The sequence below is a fragment of the Nocardia sp. BMG111209 genome, assembly GCF_000381925.1.
GTDB lineage: Bacteria > Actinomycetota > Actinomycetes > Mycobacteriales > Mycobacteriaceae > Nocardia.
In genome coordinates, this window is record NZ_KB907308.1 from 1,636,389 (window position 1) to 1,652,668 (window position 16,280).

Annotated in this window: 14 protein-coding genes; 4 read left to right on the forward strand and 10 right to left on the reverse strand. The window is 70.7% G+C overall.

The window, feature by feature from the left end; translation table 11 throughout:
- Positions 1-81 precede the first annotated feature (81 nt).
- Positions 82-1,017 carry a cation diffusion facilitator family transporter gene (locus tag G361_RS0130865; RefSeq protein WP_019931002.1) on the forward strand — a complete coding sequence of 312 codons (936 nt, stop codon included), beginning with the start codon at positions 82-84 and terminating at the stop codon, positions 1,015-1,017.
- Between the two features lie 78 nt (positions 1,018-1,095).
- Here G361_RS0130865 and G361_RS0130870 read toward each other — a convergent pair whose 3' ends face one another.
- The 5 genes from G361_RS0130870 to rfbD all read right to left on the reverse strand — a co-directional run bounded on the left by G361_RS0130870 (position 1,096) and on the right by rfbD (position 6,315).
- Positions 1,096-2,556 carry an NAD(P)/FAD-dependent oxidoreductase gene (locus G361_RS0130870; protein ID WP_019931003.1) on the reverse strand — a complete coding sequence of 487 codons (1,461 nt, stop codon included), beginning with the start codon at positions 2,554-2,556 and terminating at the stop codon, positions 1,096-1,098.
- Positions 2,557-2,644: 88 nt separating this feature from the next.
- Positions 2,645-3,232 (reverse strand): TetR/AcrR family transcriptional regulator, encoded by a 588-nt coding sequence (locus G361_RS0130875; RefSeq protein ID WP_019931004.1) that lies wholly within the window; start codon positions 3,230-3,232, stop codon positions 2,645-2,647.
- Positions 3,233-3,284: 52 nt separating this feature from the next.
- Complete coding sequence (locus G361_RS0130880; protein WP_019931005.1) at positions 3,285-4,379, reverse strand: sugar phosphate nucleotidyltransferase; 1,095 nt, start codon at positions 4,377-4,379, stop codon at positions 3,285-3,287.
- Between the two features lie 63 nt (positions 4,380-4,442).
- A complete protein-coding gene (locus G361_RS0130885; RefSeq protein WP_052172888.1) occupies positions 4,443-5,330 on the reverse strand; it encodes a glycosyltransferase family 2 protein in 888 nt (295 codons plus the stop codon).
- Positions 5,331-5,403: 73 nt separating this feature from the next.
- Positions 5,404-6,315, reverse strand: a complete 912-nt coding sequence (gene rfbD, locus G361_RS0130890) for a dTDP-4-dehydrorhamnose reductase (RefSeq protein WP_196814698.1) — start codon at positions 6,313-6,315, stop codon at positions 5,404-5,406.
- 232 nt (positions 6,316-6,547) lie between these two features.
- On the opposite strand from rfbD, the gene G361_RS0130895 reads away from it, so the two are divergent.
- From G361_RS0130895 to G361_RS0130905, 3 genes are all read left to right on the forward strand, one after another.
- Positions 6,548-8,083 (forward strand): LCP family protein, encoded by a 1,536-nt coding sequence (locus tag G361_RS0130895; protein WP_019931008.1) that lies wholly within the window; start codon positions 6,548-6,550, stop codon positions 8,081-8,083.
- Positions 8,071-8,796, forward strand: a complete 726-nt coding sequence (locus G361_RS0130900; RefSeq protein ID WP_019931009.1) for a TIGR03089 family protein — start codon at positions 8,071-8,073, stop codon at positions 8,794-8,796. Before G361_RS0130895 ends, G361_RS0130900 begins: the two co-directional genes overlap by 13 nt.
- Positions 8,797-8,882: 86 nt before the next feature.
- Positions 8,883-10,187: a cytochrome P450 gene (locus G361_RS0130905; RefSeq protein WP_019931010.1), complete on the forward strand. Its 1,305-nt coding sequence runs from the start codon at positions 8,883-8,885 to the stop codon at positions 10,185-10,187.
- Here G361_RS0130905 and G361_RS0130910 read toward each other — a convergent pair.
- From G361_RS0130910 to G361_RS0130935, 5 genes are all read right to left on the reverse strand, one after another.
- Positions 10,184-11,767, reverse strand: a complete 1,584-nt coding sequence (locus G361_RS0130910; RefSeq protein WP_019931011.1) for a carboxylesterase/lipase family protein — start codon at positions 11,765-11,767, stop codon at positions 10,184-10,186. The two genes, G361_RS0130905 and G361_RS0130910, sit on opposite strands and share 4 nt — an antisense overlap.
- Before the next feature lie 287 nt (positions 11,768-12,054).
- Positions 12,055-12,327: a SelT/SelW/SelH family protein gene (locus G361_RS0130915; RefSeq protein WP_026343713.1), complete on the reverse strand. Its 273-nt coding sequence runs from the start codon at positions 12,325-12,327 to the stop codon at positions 12,055-12,057.
- A 55-nt stretch (positions 12,328-12,382) separates the two neighbouring features.
- Entirely contained in the window at positions 12,383-12,808 is a 426-nt protein-coding gene (locus G361_RS0130920) for a YchJ family protein (RefSeq protein ID WP_019931013.1), read from the reverse strand.
- Between the two features lie 383 nt (positions 12,809-13,191).
- Positions 13,192-13,581 carry a hypothetical protein gene (locus G361_RS0130930; protein ID WP_019931015.1) on the reverse strand — a complete coding sequence of 130 codons (390 nt, stop codon included), beginning with the start codon at positions 13,579-13,581 and terminating at the stop codon, positions 13,192-13,194.
- A complete protein-coding gene (locus G361_RS0130935) occupies positions 13,566-16,013 on the reverse strand; it encodes an AAA family ATPase (RefSeq protein WP_026343714.1) in 2,448 nt (815 codons plus the stop codon). Before G361_RS0130935 ends, G361_RS0130930 begins: the two co-directional genes overlap by 16 nt.
- Between the last annotated feature and the right edge of the window lie 267 nt (positions 16,014-16,280).

Consider the following 16,280-nt stretch of genomic DNA (forward strand, 5'->3'; position numbering starts at 1 on the left):
GGCCGGGCGGGATATCGTTCCCGGCGGCCGGGCCGAAGATCGATCAGGATGAGCGGTGGAACCGCTCGAGGAAGGACCCGCATGTCGGCGGACGGTAGTAAGACCGCGATCCTGGCCGCGCTCGGCGCGAACGCCGGGATCGCGGTGGCGAAGTTCGCCGGTGCGCTCATCACCGGCTCGGGGTCGATGCTCGCGGAATCGGTGCATTCGCTGGCCGATACCGGCAACGAGGCGCTGCTGCTGGTCGGGCAGAACCGCGCCGAGCAGGAGCCGACGAAGCTGCACCAGTTCGGGCACGGGCGCAACCGGTATTTCTATTCCTTCGTGGTCGCGCTGGTGCTGTTCAGCCTGGGTTCGATGTACGCCATCTACGAGGGCATCCACAAGGTCACGCATCCGGAGGACCTCTCCTCGCCGATCGTCGCGATCGTGATCCTGGCGGTGGCCGTGGTGCTGGAGGGCTTCAGTTTCGCGACCGCGATCCGCGAATCGATACCGTTGCGCGGCAACCGCAGCTGGTGGCGCTTCATCCGTACCACGCGCAATCCGGAACTGCCGGTGGTCCTGCTGGAGGACGCCGGCGCGCTGATCGGCCTGGTGATCGCGCTGATCGCCATCGGCCTGACCATGGCCACCGACAACGCGGTCTGGGACGGTATCGGCACCCTCGGCATCGGGCTGCTGCTGGGGGCCATCGCGGTCCTGCTGATCATCGAGATGAAGAGTCTGCTCATCGGTGAGGGCGCCACCGGCGAGGACTATCGCCGCATCGTCGACAACCTCGTGGACGGCACCCGGATCGACCGCGTGATCCACGTGCGCACCGAATATCTGGGCCCGAACGAACTCATGGTCGCCGCCAAGGTGGCGATCGTGCCGGGGCTCGAGATCACCGACATCGCCGCCGCGATCGACGACGCCGAAGCCCGCGTCCGCGCCGCCGTCCCCAGCGTCGACCTCATGTACCTCGAACCCGACCTCTACCGCACCCAGCCCGGCGCCCGCACCGCCGGCTGACGGGTCCACAGCGCGGGCGGTGGGATCATCGCTCGGCGGCAGGGGATCCGTGATCGGCTGTCCGGCACCGTGTGCCGGTCAGTGGGGGACGACCTCCTCGGCGGTCGGGAATTCGGGTCGGGTGCCGAAACGCTCACGGAGGGCGGCGGTGGCGGCGTGCAGGCCGCACATGCCGTGCACTCCCGGGCCGGGTGGGGTGGCCGAGGAGCAGAGATAGGTGCCGGGTAGGCCGGTCGCGTACGGGTTCCAGCGTGCCGCGGGGCGAAATACGGTCTGGCGGAAGGTCATCGCGCCGGCCGAGATGTCGCCGCCGACGTAGTTGGCGTTGTAGGCCGGCATCGCGGCGGCGGTGCGGGCATGCGAGGCGACGATCAGATCCCGGAAACCGGGAGCGAATCGTTCGACCTGTGCGATCACCTCCGAGGTGACGTCGCGGTCCGAACCGTTGGGCACATGGGCGTAGGTGTACAGCGTGTGGCCGCCGGCGGGCGCGCGGGTCGGATCCACCACACCGGGCTGGATCGCGAGCACATACGGGCGTTCGGCGTGTTCGCCTGCCGCGACGGTCTTTTCGACGGCGACCGCCTCGGCGCGGGTCCCGACGAGGTGCAGTGTCCCGGCTCGGTCGCAGCCCTCGGCCCGCCACGGGACGGGGCCCGAGAGCGCGAAGTCGACCTTGCAGGCGGCGCTGCCGTAGCGGAACCGTCGTAGCGCGGCGGCATATCGCGCGGGCAGCCGGTCACCGGCGATCCGCAGGAGTTCCGCCGGGGCGATATCGAGCAGAACCGTTCGCACGGAACGGAATTCGTCGAGCGAGTCCACCCGGTGGCCGGTGTGCACAACACCGCCGAGCCGGACCACCTCGGCCGCCAGCGCGTCGACGATCGCCTGACTGCCGCCGCGCGGCACCGGCCAGCCCCCGGCATGGGCGAGCGATCCGAGCAGCAGCGCCACGCCGGCCGCCGCGAACGCCCGCGGCGGGATGATCGCGTGCGCCGAAACCCCGGTGAACAGCGCGGGCGCGATGTCCTCGCGAAAACGCAGATCCCACAACGGTGAGGACTGTTCCAGCAGCCGGCGGCCGAACCGCACCCCGATGATCGGATCCAGTGGCGGATGCCGCAGATCCGACATCGCCAGATCCACCAGCTCCGGCCAATGCGATGCCAGCGGCCCGAACAGCCGCCGCCACGCCGCACCGTCACGGCCGAGCCCGGCCGCGGTGCGAGCCAGATCGCGCCACGCCACCCCGGCCACTCCCCCGTCCAGCGGATGCGCGTAGGACGCCTCGGGGACCAGCAGATCCACCCCGTGCGCGGGCAGATCGAACATCCGGAAGAACGGCGAGGCCACCGCCATCGGATGCGCGCCCGCGCAGACATCGTGGCGGTAACCGGGCAGGGTCAGCTCGGCCGTGCGGCACCCGCCACCGACACTGTCACCGGCCTCGTAGACCTCCACCGCGAGGCCCGCACGGGCCAGAACCACCGCTGCGGCAAGCCCGTTCGGCCCGGCTCCCACCACCACCGCGTCCACCATGACGACCACCGTACGCCCGGGTCGCGGGCGTCTCGCGTGTCGCAATGGTGACGCGCTCAGCGGGCGGAATCGCGCACACCGTGCCCGCTCACGCACCTTCTTCCGGCGCGCGGCCGCCCCAGCGCATCAGGATCGCCAGGCGTTGTTCCTTCAGTTCCGGGCGCAGCCGGCCGCCGCGGTCCAGCGCCGCCAGACCGTGCAACGCGCTCCAGTAGACCTCCGCGTACGCGCCCAGTTCGGATTCCGCCACCAACGGCCGGAACAACGCCTCCAGCTCGGCGAACGCGTCCCGCAATGCTTTCGGCGCATCGAGGCCGAAGGTCAGATCGGTGTCCATGAGGAACATCGCGTCGTACAGGGCCGGATTCGCGGTCGCGAAATCGAGATAGGCCCGCGCGACCAGCTCCATGGCGGCCCCGGGGGTCGGCGCCGCCGTCCGGGCCGCGCGCATCGCCTCGGACAGGGCGGCGATGCCCTGCTCCGCGACCGCCGACACGATCGCGCGCTTACCCGCGAAGTGGCTGTACAGCACGGGCTGGCTGTACTCGATCCGATCGGCCAGGCGACGGACGGTAACCGTCTCCCAGCCGTCGGATTCGGCCAGCTCGCGAGCGGTGTCGATGATGCGCTGACGCCGATCGGCGCGTTCGCGCTCCTTGCGTGTCTGCGGGGTCACGCCTCCATACTAGCGGTGCTAGATATGCAAGCGAGCGTAGCCGCCCGCAGGGCTACACGTCGGTCGAGAAACGCAACCCGCCGTCGGGGAGGTCGACACCGGGCCACAGCCGAGCGCCGTTGAGCAGTTCGCAGCGCGCGCCGACGTTGGCGCCGTCGCCGATGACCGCATCCCGGATCAGCGCCCGGGGCCCGATCCGGGCGCCGAAGCCGATGATCGACCGTTCCACGGTCGCCCCGGCCTCGACCCGCGCGCCGTCGAACAGCACCGCACCGTCGAGCCGAGCGCCCGCGCCGACCTCGGCACCGCGGCCGACGACCGTGCCGCCGATCAGCAAGGCGCCCGGCGCCACCCCGGCGCCGGAATGCACCAGCGATTCACCGCGCTGGCCCGGCAGCGCCGGCGACGGGGCGATCCCGCGCACCACATCCGCGGAACCGCGGATGAAGTCCTCCGGAGTGCCCATGTCCCGCCAATAGGAGTTGTCGACATGGCCCTGGACGTGCGCGCCCTCGGCCAGCAGGACCGGAAACACCTCGCGCTCGACCGATACCGCCCGGCCGCTGGGGATCTTCTCGATGTATTCGCGCCGGAAGACGTAGCAGCCGGCGTTGATCTGATCGGTCGGCGGATCCTCGGTCTTCTCCAGGAATTCGGTGACCCGGCCGGATTCGTCGGTCGGCACGCAACCGAACGCCCGCGGATCACTGACCCGCACCAGATGCAGTGTCACGTCGGCGCGGCTGGAGGCATGGGTGTCGAGCACCGCGCCCAGATCGGTCCCGCCGAGCACGTCGCCGTTGAACACCATGATCGTGTCGCCACGCAGTTTCGGCAGAACGTTGCGGATACCGCCGCCGGTGCCCAGCGGTTCGTTCTCCGTGACGTACTCGAGTTCCAGGCCCAGCTCGGCGCCGTCGCCGAAATACTGCTCGAACACCTCGGCCTTGAACGAGGTCGCGAGCACCACGTGGGTGATGCCCGCCTCCGCGATCCGGGTCAGCAGGTGCTGCAGGAAGGGCAGGCCGGCCACCGGCAACATCGGCTTCGGCGCCGACATCGTCAGCGGGCGCAGCCGGGTGCCCTGGCCGCCCACCAGAATGACCGCGTCGGTGGAATTGCCCACCACCAGCGGGTCGTCAGCCATTACTCTCCCCTGTTCAGGTTCGGTCCCGCCGGCGGCGGGACCGAAGATGTCGTCGCGCTGTCGCTACGCCGCGCGGTCGCGCTCGCGCAGCGCCGATCGAACCGCAAGCCTGCAGCGAATGGCAAGTCCGAGCCGCAGGGCCAGCCGTAGCGGCGCCTGCCACCAGTGCGGATGCCGATCGGCCTGGAAACGGTACGCCGACGCGTGGTGCGCGGGGAGCATGATTTCCGGGTGACGCCCCGCGGCATGTCCCTTGGCGTGCGTGACCTCGGCCGACGGCACATACACATTGTGCCAGCCCGCCTTGCCCATCCGATCGCCGAAATCGACATCCTCCATGTACATGAAGTACCGGGAGTCGAAGCCGTCGATGGCGTCGAACGCGGCGCGGCGCACCAGCAGGCACGACCCGGACAGCCAGCCGACCGAGCGCTCGGAGATCTCCTCGTTCTCCTGGCGGTACCGACGGGTCCAGGGGTTCGACGGCCACACCGTGCCGAGGATGGCGTGCCCGGCGCCGTCGAGCAGATTCGGGACCGAGCGGGCGGACGGGTAGACACTGCCGTCGGGCTCGCGGACCAGCGGTCCCAGCGCACCGGCCCGCGGCCAGCGCTCCGCGGCGGCCAGCAGTTCATCGATGGCGTCGGCGCCCCAGCGGATGTCCGGGTTGGCGAGGACGACGAATTCGACCTCGGGATCGATCTCGGCCACCGCGCGATTGATCGCGCCGCCGTATCCGATGTTGCCACCGGTGCGTAACAGCCGGACATGCTCGTTGGATTCGGCGGCCAGCTCCGGAGTCCCGTCGGTGGATCCGTTGTCCGCCAGGATCACCTGCGGCTTCTCGCTCGCGGCCGTGGCCAGCGTGCTGATGAAATGCTCGAGGTGCTCACCGGGGGAATAGGTCACGGTGACCACGACCACGGCGGGCCGTCCGACAGTTTCGCTCACGCCGATGGAGCCTACCGGCTGTCACCGAATTGTGATGGTGGTAGCCGCCACCTGCCCGAATCGACGGGCCGGATCACCGGATCCCGGCAAGTGCGGCGGTCAGCGCGGTCCGCCAATGCCGCAGGGGTGTCAGACCCGCCTCGATCCATACCCGATCGGACAACACCGAATAGGCCGGACGCCGGGCCGGACGGGGGAAGGCCGCCGTACTGCACGGACGCACCCGGTCCACATCCGCGCCGACCGCGGCGAAGACGGCCCGCGCCAGCTCGAACCAGCTCGCCCGGCCGGCGTTGGTGAGGTGCAGTACCGGCGGCAGCGTGCCATCGCCGCGGCCGATCCGCCCGGCCAGTTCCAGCAGCCCCGCGGCCAGGTCGACCGCGTAGGTGGGCGAGCCGATCTGATCGTCGACCACGTCGACGGTGTCGCGCTCACGCTCCAGCCGCCGCATCGTCGCGACGAAATCGCCGCGGTCGCCGGTGTACACCCATGCCGTCCGGACGATGTGCGCATCCGGCGCCAGCTTCCGCACGGCCCGTTCACCGGCCAGCTTCGAGCGGCCGTACACCGACTCCGGCCCGGTCGGATCGCCGGGTTCGAACGGCCGCGGCTGTGCGGGCGCGGCGAAGACGTAATCGGTGGAGAGGTGGATCAGCCGGGCGCCGGTGCCGGCGCAGACCGCCGCCAGCACCGCCGGCCCGGTCTCGTTGCCCGCGAAGGCCGCGGCGACATCCGATTCGGCCGCGTCGACGGCGGTGTACGCGGCGGCATTGAGCACGATGTCACCGGGCCGCACCACCGAACTCACCGCCGCCTCGTCGGTGATGTCGAGATCCGCGTGGCCCAGCGACACCACCGCGGTCGCCGGCGCCGCACCGGCCACGGCCCGGATCGCCCGGCCCAGTTGACCGTTGCCGCCGGTCACGAGCAGGCGCGGGAGCCCGGAGCCGTCGAGGTCACCGGCGGGCACGGGTGCGGAGGTCACGCGCGCAAGTCTGGCACGGCGCGGTGGAAGGCCACGCGCGGCCGCGTTGGTTAGCCTCGTCCGGGCGCGGGTAGCCCTACCCCACGCGCGGTTCGCCGGAAGACCGGAATTCCATGAGTTCGCCAGTTTTCGAGGGTCGAGGTTGGGGCCGAGCCCGGCACCCACGGCCGGAAAGGGGACACCAGACGGTGCCGCACAGCGAGAACCGATGCCGCGGAACGGAAGCGCACCGGTGCTGACGCCGAGCGGCGACACCGCGTCGACCCCGGGTGAACTGCCGGTGCCGCCACGGCCCGGCCTGCGCGGTCCCGGTCCGCGCCCGCCGCGCCCGCATTCGCCCTCCCGGTCCGGCCGGATCGTGGCCACCGCGGTGGCCGTCCTGGTTTTCGCGATCACCGGTCTGGCCTGGCACGACACCGGCAATCTGATCGCCGGCATCACCCGGATCGGCAATCTCGGGCTCGGTGGCGGCGCCGACGGCGCGATCGACATCCTCATGGTCGGTATCGACAGCCGCACCGACGCCCGCGGCACCCCGCTCACGGCCGACGAGCGGGCGATGCTGCACGCCGGCGACGAGGACGGAGCCACCAACACCGATACCATCGTGCTGATCCGCGTACCCAACGACGGTCGTTCGGCCACCGCGATCTCGATCCCCCGCGATTCCTACGTCGACATCCCCGGCATGGGGATGGGCAAGATCAATTCGGCGTACGGCGTCTCCAAGGCGGCCGCCATGGACAAGCTGATCGGGCAGGGCGTACCGGAGGCCGAGGCGGAGCGGCAGGCCAATCAGGCCGGGCGGCGGGCGCTGATCCGCGCGGTCGCCGACCTCACCGGGATCACCGTCGACCACTACGCGGAGGTCGGGCTGCTGGGCTTCGTGCTGCTCACCGACGCGGTCGGCGGGGTCGACGTCTGCCTGAACAACGCGGTGTACGAACCGATGTCCGGGGCGGACTTCGCCGCCGGCGTCCAGCGGCTCGACGGCGCTGACGCGCTCGGTTTCGTGCGGCAACGGCACCGGCTGCCGCGCGGCGATCTGGACCGGATCGTGCGCCAGCAGGTGTTCATGGCCTCACTGGTCCATCAGGTGCTCAGCGCGCGCATCCTCGCCAATCCGAAACGGCTGCAGGAACTCGGCGACGCGGTCGGCCGCACCGTCGTCCTCGACGACAACTGGGACGCGCTGCAATTCCTGAACCAGCTCGAGGATCTGTCGGCCGGGCAGGTGAAGTTCGAGACGATTCCGGTGCGGGACATCAACGGCACCACGCTCGACGGCGAATCGGTGGTGCGAGTGGATCCGGCCACCGTGCGGTCGTACGTGGCGGCGACGGTGAACCCCCGGACCGCCGATCCGGCTGCGGTGGACCCGTCCACGGTCACCGTCGACGTGTACAACGCCGGCGGGGTCGGCGGCCTGGCCAATCAGGTGGCACAGGCACTGGCCACCAAGGGGTATCGCACCGGAACCGTGGACAACTGGATCGCCGGCGGCGTCCCGGGCAGCCGGGTGCTGGCCGGTAACACCGGCGACCGCCGGGCCGCGGCGGTGGCCAAGGCGCTCGGAAATCTGCCGGTGGTGGCGGACGCGGGGCTGCCCGAGGGCACGGTCACCGTGGTGCTGACGGCCGACTACTCTGGTCCGGGCTCGCCCGCGGGTAGCCTGTTCGACCTGTCCGGGGCAGTGGGCACGGCGGTCCCGGTGCCGCCCGCACCACCCATCGATGCCGGCCAGAACGGACCCAAATGCGTGAACTGACCCAGACCGTCACCGAGGCGCTGCTGGACCCGATCCTGGCCCGCGACCCGTCCGGGCCGCGCATCACCTATTACGACGACGCCACCGGCGCCCGCATCGAACTGTCCGCGCTGACCCTGGCGAACTGGGCGGCCAAGACCGCCAACCTGATCCGGGACGAGTTCGGGCTCACGGCCGGGTCCCGGGTCGCGGTGCTGTTGCCGGCGCACTGGCAGACCGCGGCGGCGCTGCTGGGTTGCTGGTGGGCCGGCGTGGAAGTGGTGCTGGCGCCGGACGAGGACGCCGAACTGGCCCTGGTGCCCCGGGATCGGGTCGCGGAGGTGGCCGAGGTCGCGGAGGTGGCGGTGCTGTCGCTGGATCCGATGGGCGCGCCCGTGCACGATCTGCCCGTGGGACTGACCGATTTCGCGACCGCGGTCCGCACCCACGGCGACCGCTTCCATCCCGGCGGCGCCGGGGTGGCCCTGGCCGGGCTCCCGGTCACCGAGGTGCTGGACCGGGCTCGCGCCTCGGCGGCCCGCCAGGGGTTCACCGCCGACGACCGGGTGTTGTCCGAGGGGTCGTGGGGGACGCCGGGGGAGTTGATCGACGGCCTGCTCGCGGTGTGGTCCGCGGGATCGTCGCTGGTCCAGGTCGTGAACGCCGATCCGGATCAGCGCGAGCGGCGGCGGGCCGCCGAGCGCGTCACGATGACGCGCGTCCTACCCGGGTAGGGGTCGCGGTCCTTCCCGGGACTGTTTTGCGGGGTCGTCCGGATGCCTAGGGTGGGAGTCGAAATCGACGAGGAACGGGGGCGGCGATGGGGCCGTATTACTGGATGCGGTGGTTCGCCGCGCAAGGTCTGCCTCGATTCGCATTGCGCGTGTCCGCGCGCCGAGGCGACACTCTCGCCCAGCTGACGACGGATGCGTCGGCACTGGAGGATCCCTATCCCAGGATCGAATCACTGCGGGCGCAGGGCCGCATGGCGCGGTCCGCACTGGCCTGGGTGACCGCCGATCACGAGTTGTGCCGAACGATCCTGCGCGACAACAGGTTCGGCACGCGGGCCGCCGAGGGTTTCGACATCCCGCGACCATTGGTGCGCATCGCCCGGCGGGCCCCGCTGCCGCCGAATCCGATGGAGCCGCCCTCCATGCTGGTGATCGATCCGCCGGAACACAGCCGGATGCGACGGCCGGTGGCCTCGGCCTTCACCCCGCGGGCGATCGCGCGGCTCCAGGATCGGGTCGAGTCGATCACCGAGGAATTGCTGGCGGCCCTCCCGGCCGGACGCGACACGGATCTGGTGGCCGGCTTCGCCGCTCAGGTGCCGATCGCGATCATCTCCCGGATGCTCGGTTTCCCCGAGGAAGCGCGCGAGCAGTTCCTCGGCTGGGGCGACCGGATGACACCGCTGCTGGACATCGGCCTCTCGTGGCCGGTGTGGCGCGATGCGATCGGGGCCATCGGCGAGATGGACCGCTATGCCGACGAACATCTGGCCCGGTTGCGCCGCGAGCCGGGCGAGGACATGCTGTCCAGCCTGGTCGCCGCCGGTGAACTGGACGATCGGGAGTTGAAGGCGACCGCGAGCCTGCTCATGGGCGCCGGCTTCGAGACCACGGTCAATCTGATCGGCAACGGAATCGTCCAATTGCTCTCGCACCCGGATCAATTGGCGCGGCTGCGCGCGGAACCCGAGCTGTGGCCGAATGCCGTCGAGGAGGTGCTGCGCATCGACGCGCCGGTACAGTCGACGGCCCGGGTGGTCGTCGCCGACGGCGTGGAGATCGACGGGGTGCGGCTGCGGCGCGGGGCCACCGTCGTGATCTCCCTGGCCGGCGCGAACCGGGATCCGGCAGTGTTCCCCGATCCGGAGCGTTTCGATGTCGGCCGCGCGAATGCCAAGGAGCATCTGACCTTCTCCACCGGCATCCACGCCTGCGTCGGCGCGAGCCTGGCCCGGATGGAGGCCACCCATGCGCTGCGGGCCCTGTTCGAGCGCTTCCCGGATCTGCGCTTGTCCGGTCCGCCGGAGCGCCGGCCGCTGTTCACCCTGCACGGGTACAGCCGGCTACCGGTGGCACTGGGCCGCCGCGCCGAACAGGGCGCGACCGCCTAGCTGAATCCGACGACCTGATCGCCCCAGGCCGTGTGCAGGTCGTGGTCGGGGTCGTCGACGATGCGATCGATACCGTCGATCAGCAGGGTGGTCCGGGTGGATTCGCGGTACGGCGGCCAATGTTTCGAGCCGTCCAGGGCCGCGGGCACACCGTGTTCGGCGAAGGCCACCCAGCGGCGCATCAGCCGTCCCGATACCTCCATCGCGGCCTTGCGGCCGCCGAGCCAGAAGGTCGGATCATGGTTGAACGAACCGAAATTACCGAAGACATAAGGCAATTCGGTGGCATGTCCGGCACCGACCCGGGCCGCCTTCAGCATCGGCGTCGCCTGGTCGAAGCGGTACATCCAGGTGCGGCTGTGCCGCGAGTGTGCGTCGGCGACCCAGTGGGCGGGCATCCGGAACGCGGCATCGGTCGACATCGCCAGTGCGCCACGCGATTTCGCCAGATCCGGATAGGCGGAGGTGATCTCGGCGATGCGATGCGCGGACAGGGTCGGGTGGTCCTTCGCGATGGCGGCCAGCATCGCGTTCACCGCATCGGGGGTGACCGGCATGATGGGCGACCGGAACAACCGGAACAGCGAGGCCTCGTCGCGGTTGGTGCCGATGATCAACGGCACCCGGTGCGACCGGCCCAGCTGGAAGACGTCGGTGGGATAGGTGGGCAGCAGATCGCCGTCGACGACGGGTGCGGCGGCCAATCGTCCCGGCGATTGCATCGGCACCTCGTCGAGCAGGATCCCGGCCGCCGCCACGATCCGTTCGATCGGACATTCCCACAGTTCCGCGGCGCGGGCGGCGGGCAGTTCCATGAGGTCCAGGAACCGCTGCGCCACCACGGCGCCGTGCGCCGGGCCGAAGACGGTCGTCGCCGGCGGGCTCTGCGCGATGGCCCGGTGGAACAGCCCCGCGGCCGGCGGCGAGGTCAGCAGTGCGGTGACACATCCGGCCCCGGAGGATTCGCCGAAGATGGTCACGTTGTCCGGATCGCCGCCGAACGCGGCGATGTTCTCCTGCACCCAGTGCAGCGCCGCGATCTGATCGTGCAGGCCGAGGTTGGGCACGAAATCCGGGCCGAGCGAGGTGAGGTCGAGGAAGCCCAGCGCGCCGATGCGGTAGTTCACGCCGACCACGATCACGTCGCCGGTCTCGACCAGTTTGTGACCGTCGTAGATGGCCTGCGCCGCGGTACCGAGGCAGTAGGCGCCGCCGTGCAGCCACACCATCACCGGGCGAGGGCCCAGCTGTTGCCGCCGGTCGGCGGCGGGCGCCCAGACGTTCACCCAGAGACAGTCCTCGCCCATGTGCAGCGCGGGGTCGATGGGGACGGTGTTGCCCATGGTCTGGGGGGCGATCGCACCGAATTCCGTGCAATCGCGCACGTCGTCCCACCGTTGTGGTGGTCGCGGCGGGCGGAAACGCAGCTCACCGGTGGGTGCGGCAGCGTAGGGGATGCTGCGCCAGATGTCGACGGCACCGTCCCGCAAACCCCGCACCGCTCCCGCGGTGGTTCGTACGATCGGATCCGAACCGTCCCGGTCCGCCTCCGGCGCCGCCTCGAAGAACTGCGTGCTCACCGCGCACCTCCTCACCCGATGCGACGCCCGGTCAGATCCGTACCGGCAGCACCACCGCCGGTCACGGATCCGTCGACCGCCGTAAAACTTCTGTCTATCGAGAGTACGTCGGTGATCAAGTCCCCCGGCCCGATCGGCGGTCACAACCGTCGCTCGAGCCGATCACGAACCCCGTGCCGAGGTGCGGACCCCGGTCCTATATGTGACACGAATCACATTTTCTCCCGACTCCGCAACGTACCGGCACATCGGCCCGCCGCGGGTGAGCGTAGCGGCGCTCCGGCCGATCAGGGCCGGTCGATGTGGCCCAGATCGCGATCCGGGGCGACCCTGTCCCGGACTCGCTGCTTCAAAACCGCGATATCCGGAAAGCCACCGTCGGACTTGCGCTCCCAGATCTGTTCGTCGTCCACGGTGATTCGGAACACACCGCCGCTGCCGGGCACCAGCGCGACCTCGGTCAGGTCGGTACCGAAGGTGTTGAGCAGTTCCTGCGCCATCCAGCCGGCCCGCAACAGCCAGCGGCACTGGGTGCAGTATTCGATCGCCACTCGCGCCATACCGGAACCCTACGGCCGGGCCGCGGGTCCGTGCTCTCCCGATCGGAGATCCGGATCAGCGCCGATCGTCGGCGATGTCGCCGTCCACGTACACCCAGCGTCCGCCGACCCGGGTGAACCGGCTGGATTCGTGCAGCGATCCCCTGGTCCCGGCCGCCCGGAAGTGCGCACGGAACTCCACCACGCCGGAGTCGTCGAACGGACCGCCGCGCTCGGTGCGCAGCACCTCCAGCAGCAGCCAGCGCTGCTCCGGATCCAGATCCAGCGTGCGGGGACGAGTGCGCGGATGCCACGAGCGCAGCAGGTAACCGGTATCGCCGACCGCGAACGCGGTGTACCGCGACCGCATCAGGGTCTCGGCCGTGGGCGCGGGGGTGTCGCCGGACAGGCGCGGCCCGCAGCACGCACCGAATCCGTCGCCGCTGCGGCACGGACAGGGGTCGGTGTCGAGCGGGGGCGAACCGTTCGCGGCGCGGGTCATGGCTCGATTATCCGGAGCCGGGCGGCAGCGGCGCCATGCGGATGCCACCCGGCCACGCGGGTACCACCGGAAGGTCAGGCCCCGCTGAACATCCGCAGGAGCGTCATGACATTCACCATGGCGGTGGTGCCGTTGGCCGCCATGGCGGACCCGGTGTTGAGCAGGTCGAGCGTGCTGAGGAAATCCACGATGCCCTCCTTCATCCAGGCGCGATGCCCGATCGAGTTCGACGCACAGATGCCGCAACTTCGCAGCATGTCGGACGGTACCGGCCGCACAGGACCGACATCATCGAATTCGCAGTCTTGACATCATATTTCGAGGTCGAAGAGCCGAAATATCGGACATTACAGTCGATTTGCGCACGGATTGCGGGAGGGCTGTCAGCCGACCGCGGATCGGACGGTCTCGAGCAGATCGACCAGGCGGACCGTGTCCTCGTACCAGCCACGCAATTCGTCGACCGTGGGCGCGAGTTCGTAGTCGTGGTGATGGCCGGCCCGCGACAACACCGCCCACAGCGCCGAGATGCGGGCCGCGACCTCCGCACCGGTGTAGACGTCCAGGGCCAGCAGCTGCGCGCGCATACTGCAGCGCGCGAGCGGCGGCGCCACCCGCAGCCACAACTGGTCGATGGCCTGTTCCAGGGTGATGCGCAGAATCCACACCGTGGCCCGCGACCACAGCCCACCGGCATCGGTCACCGCGCCGCGCAGCAGGTCGTCGGCAGCGGCGAGCCGTTCCGGCACGGTCGGGGTCACCTGCTCAGCCATGCGATCAATTTCCTGGTGCCGGAGAGCAATTCGTTACCGCTGCGGCCGATGCGGATGTGCGCGCCGGCCGCGACGTCTCCGAGCACCGATTTCGCCCAGGGCGCGTCGTGGTCCAGCAGATCGTTGAGATCGTCGACCAGATTCGGTTCGCCGAACACCGCCAGCGACACCTTCTCCCGGGTGGTGCGGGCCGCGTCGACGCGGCGCTGTACCTCCCGATGGTCGACACCGTCGGCCAGCAGCTGCGCTCGCGCGCGGGCCAGCGCGGCCGCCTCGACGGCCGAGCGGCAGCAGGTGACGACCAGTTCCGTGGCGATCGCCTTCGGCAGTTGGCGGGTTCGCAGCAGCGCGTTCGCGTCGTCGAGATATCGGCGCACCGGATCCTGGCCCACCCGCACCTCGACCACCGACCGTTCGCGCCGCTGCACGTCGAGAACCGTTGCCCCCAAACGTAATCGGCGCACCGCCTCGGCCAGCCGCTCGTCGTGGGTGAACACCACCACCTGCCGGCCGCTGCGGGCGACCGCGGCCAGCACCTGGGCCAGGCCGTCCACCTTCGCCGGATCCATCGCCTGCACGGGATCATCGATGACCACGAAACCGAACGGGCTCTCCGGCACCGTGGCCCGCGGCAGGAACAGCGCCAGCCCCAGGGCGTGCAGTTCGCCCTGGCTCATCACGCCGAGCGCGCTGGCGCCGGTGTCGTCCACGGTGACGTCCAGCAGCACCTTGCGGGTCGCCCCCGCGGTGCCCTGCAGCCGGACCACCCCGAGGTCGACGTTGCTCTGCTGGCGCAGGCCGCGCCAGATCCGCCGGGCGTGGTCGGCCAGCGGCGCCATCCGCTCGTCACGCAGGCCCGCCGCGGCGGATTTCAGCCACTCCTCCGCGCGCTTGACCGTCCGCAGTTCCGGCTCCGCGGCCGCGGCGCCCGCCGCATCCTGCGCCCAGGCCGCGATCCGCGGCACCAGCGGGGTCCAGGCCGCGTCCAGGCGGTCGAGTTCCTTGCGGGCCGAACGTTGCAGCGCGGCCAGGCAGCGCGCCGCGTCGGCGTGCGCACCGCGCAGGCGGTCGCCGCGTGGGGTGCCGGCGCACGGCGTATCCGCCGGGCAGGCCTCGCCGACCGCGGCGGCCCAGACCGACCAGGTCCAGCGGGCCGGGCCGGTGTCCACCCCACTGCCGTCCAGCGTCGAGGGGTCCAGCTCGGCCGGAACCGGTTGGACCAGGGCCCGCACCCGGCGAAGAGCCGCGTCCAATGCGTCGTGCGCGGCGGTGAGCGCGGCCGCCCGCTCGGTGAGGCGAGCGATCTGCGCGTCGGCCTCGTGCTGCCACCGCTGATCGAGCGTGCCCTGTCCGCACAGCGGGCACGAGACCTCACCGCCGGCGTGGGCATGTACCCGGGCGCGTCGCAGGAGGTCCAGTACGCGCAGTTCGGCCTCGGTATCGCCGGTGCTGTGCGTGGCCAGCGCCGCGAGACCGTCGTCCAGGACAGTGGCGGCCGCGTCGACCTCGGCCGCCTCGGGCAGCCGCAGCCGCAGGATCGCCTGCAGCGCGGCCGCACCCGCCGGATCGTGCCGGGCGCCGGCCAGCTCGCGGCCGAGCTCCGACAGGTCCGGCTGGGCGTCGCGCAATAATCCGGCAACCCGCACGGCGCGCTCGTCCGCCACGGCCTCCAGGTCCGCCAGCAGGACCTGACGCTGGTCCTTGCACTGCCGCGCGGCCCGTTCCAGCTCCAGCCGCCGCGTCCGGGTCCGTTCCTGCGCGGCGGTCAGATCGTCGAGTCCGAGCAGCCGGTGCAGCGCGTCGAACAGGTCACTGGGACGGCCGTCGACCAGGGCGCCGAGTTCGCTGTAGGACAGGAACGGACGGTACAGCTCGAGGGCCCGCGCCCAGTCCCCGGCGGCGAACTCGGCGGGCGCGGATCCGTTGCGCTGCACGGTCCATCGGCCCTCGGCCAGATCGACGCCGCCGGGCCACGCCCGGGTGACGGTGAACATGCCGGTCGGGCTCGAGGCGGTCAGCTCCAGATCGATGCGGGACTCGTCCCCGTCGTGCAGATTCCGCCAGCCCTCCCGCCACACCGACGACCGGCCCGACCAGCGCCGATTGTGGCCGGTCAGTACGAGTTCGGCGGCCTCGGCGAAACTGGACTTACCGGATCCGTTGCGCCCCACCACAAGTGTGAGTCCCGGTCCGGGCGGTAATCGCAGCACCGCCTCCGGCCCGATTCCGCGGAAACCGCGAACCCGGATGGCGCGCAGAAAGATTCCCGTGCACTCCTGGACCGAACCCGTTCGATCCGGCGAGACGCCGAGTGCGTCGAGCACCGTACCGGCGACATCGTCGGTGACCGACGCGTCCGCCGCCAAGCGGCGCGAAACCAGATCGAACAGGCGCGGCGCAGCCCGCCCGGGATCGTCGGGGGCATCCCCCACCTGGCCACTCCCTCTGCCGTGCATGCCCTCTGCCGCGCATGTGAGCACGCCCGGCATGTCGTCACGCCTCCGAGCCGATTTCCCCACCGGCCGTCCGCGAACTCCTTCGTTCGCCGAAGGAGGCTGTGCGGGAACGGTACCCGATCGGCGCCGGTTCCGCGTCGTCCGAAGAACCGGCCCGGCGGGACGCTATGGCCATCGAGAACGTCCGTTCCGACCCGATGTCCACCCCTCGGTCGTCCCGGCCGGGGCAGTTCCAACGAATGC

Excerpts from the sequence above, each read along its gene's own strand:
- G361_RS0130865 (WP_019931002.1), top strand. The coding sequence starts at position 82 with ATGTCGGCGGACGGTAGTAAGACCGCGATCCTGGCCGCGCTCGGCGCG.
- G361_RS0130870 (WP_019931003.1), bottom strand. The coding sequence starts at position 2,556 with ATGGTGGACGCGGTGGTGGTGGGAGCCGGGCCGAACGGGCTTGCCGCA.
- G361_RS0130880 (WP_019931005.1), bottom strand. The coding sequence starts at position 4,379 with ATGGCTGACGACCCGCTGGTGGTGGGCAATTCCACCGACGCGGTCATT.
- G361_RS0130900 (WP_019931009.1), top strand. The coding sequence starts at position 8,071 with ATGCGTGAACTGACCCAGACCGTCACCGAGGCGCTGCTGGACCCGATC.
- G361_RS0130905 (WP_019931010.1), top strand. The coding sequence starts at position 8,883 with ATGGGGCCGTATTACTGGATGCGGTGGTTCGCCGCGCAAGGTCTGCCT.
- G361_RS0130915 (WP_026343713.1), bottom strand. The coding sequence starts at position 12,327 with ATGGCGCGAGTGGCGATCGAATACTGCACCCAGTGCCGCTGGCTGTTG.
- G361_RS0130920 (WP_019931013.1), bottom strand. The coding sequence starts at position 12,808 with ATGACCCGCGCCGCGAACGGTTCGCCCCCGCTCGACACCGACCCCTGT.
- G361_RS0130930 (WP_019931015.1), bottom strand. The coding sequence starts at position 13,581 with ATGGCTGAGCAGGTGACCCCGACCGTGCCGGAACGGCTCGCCGCTGCC.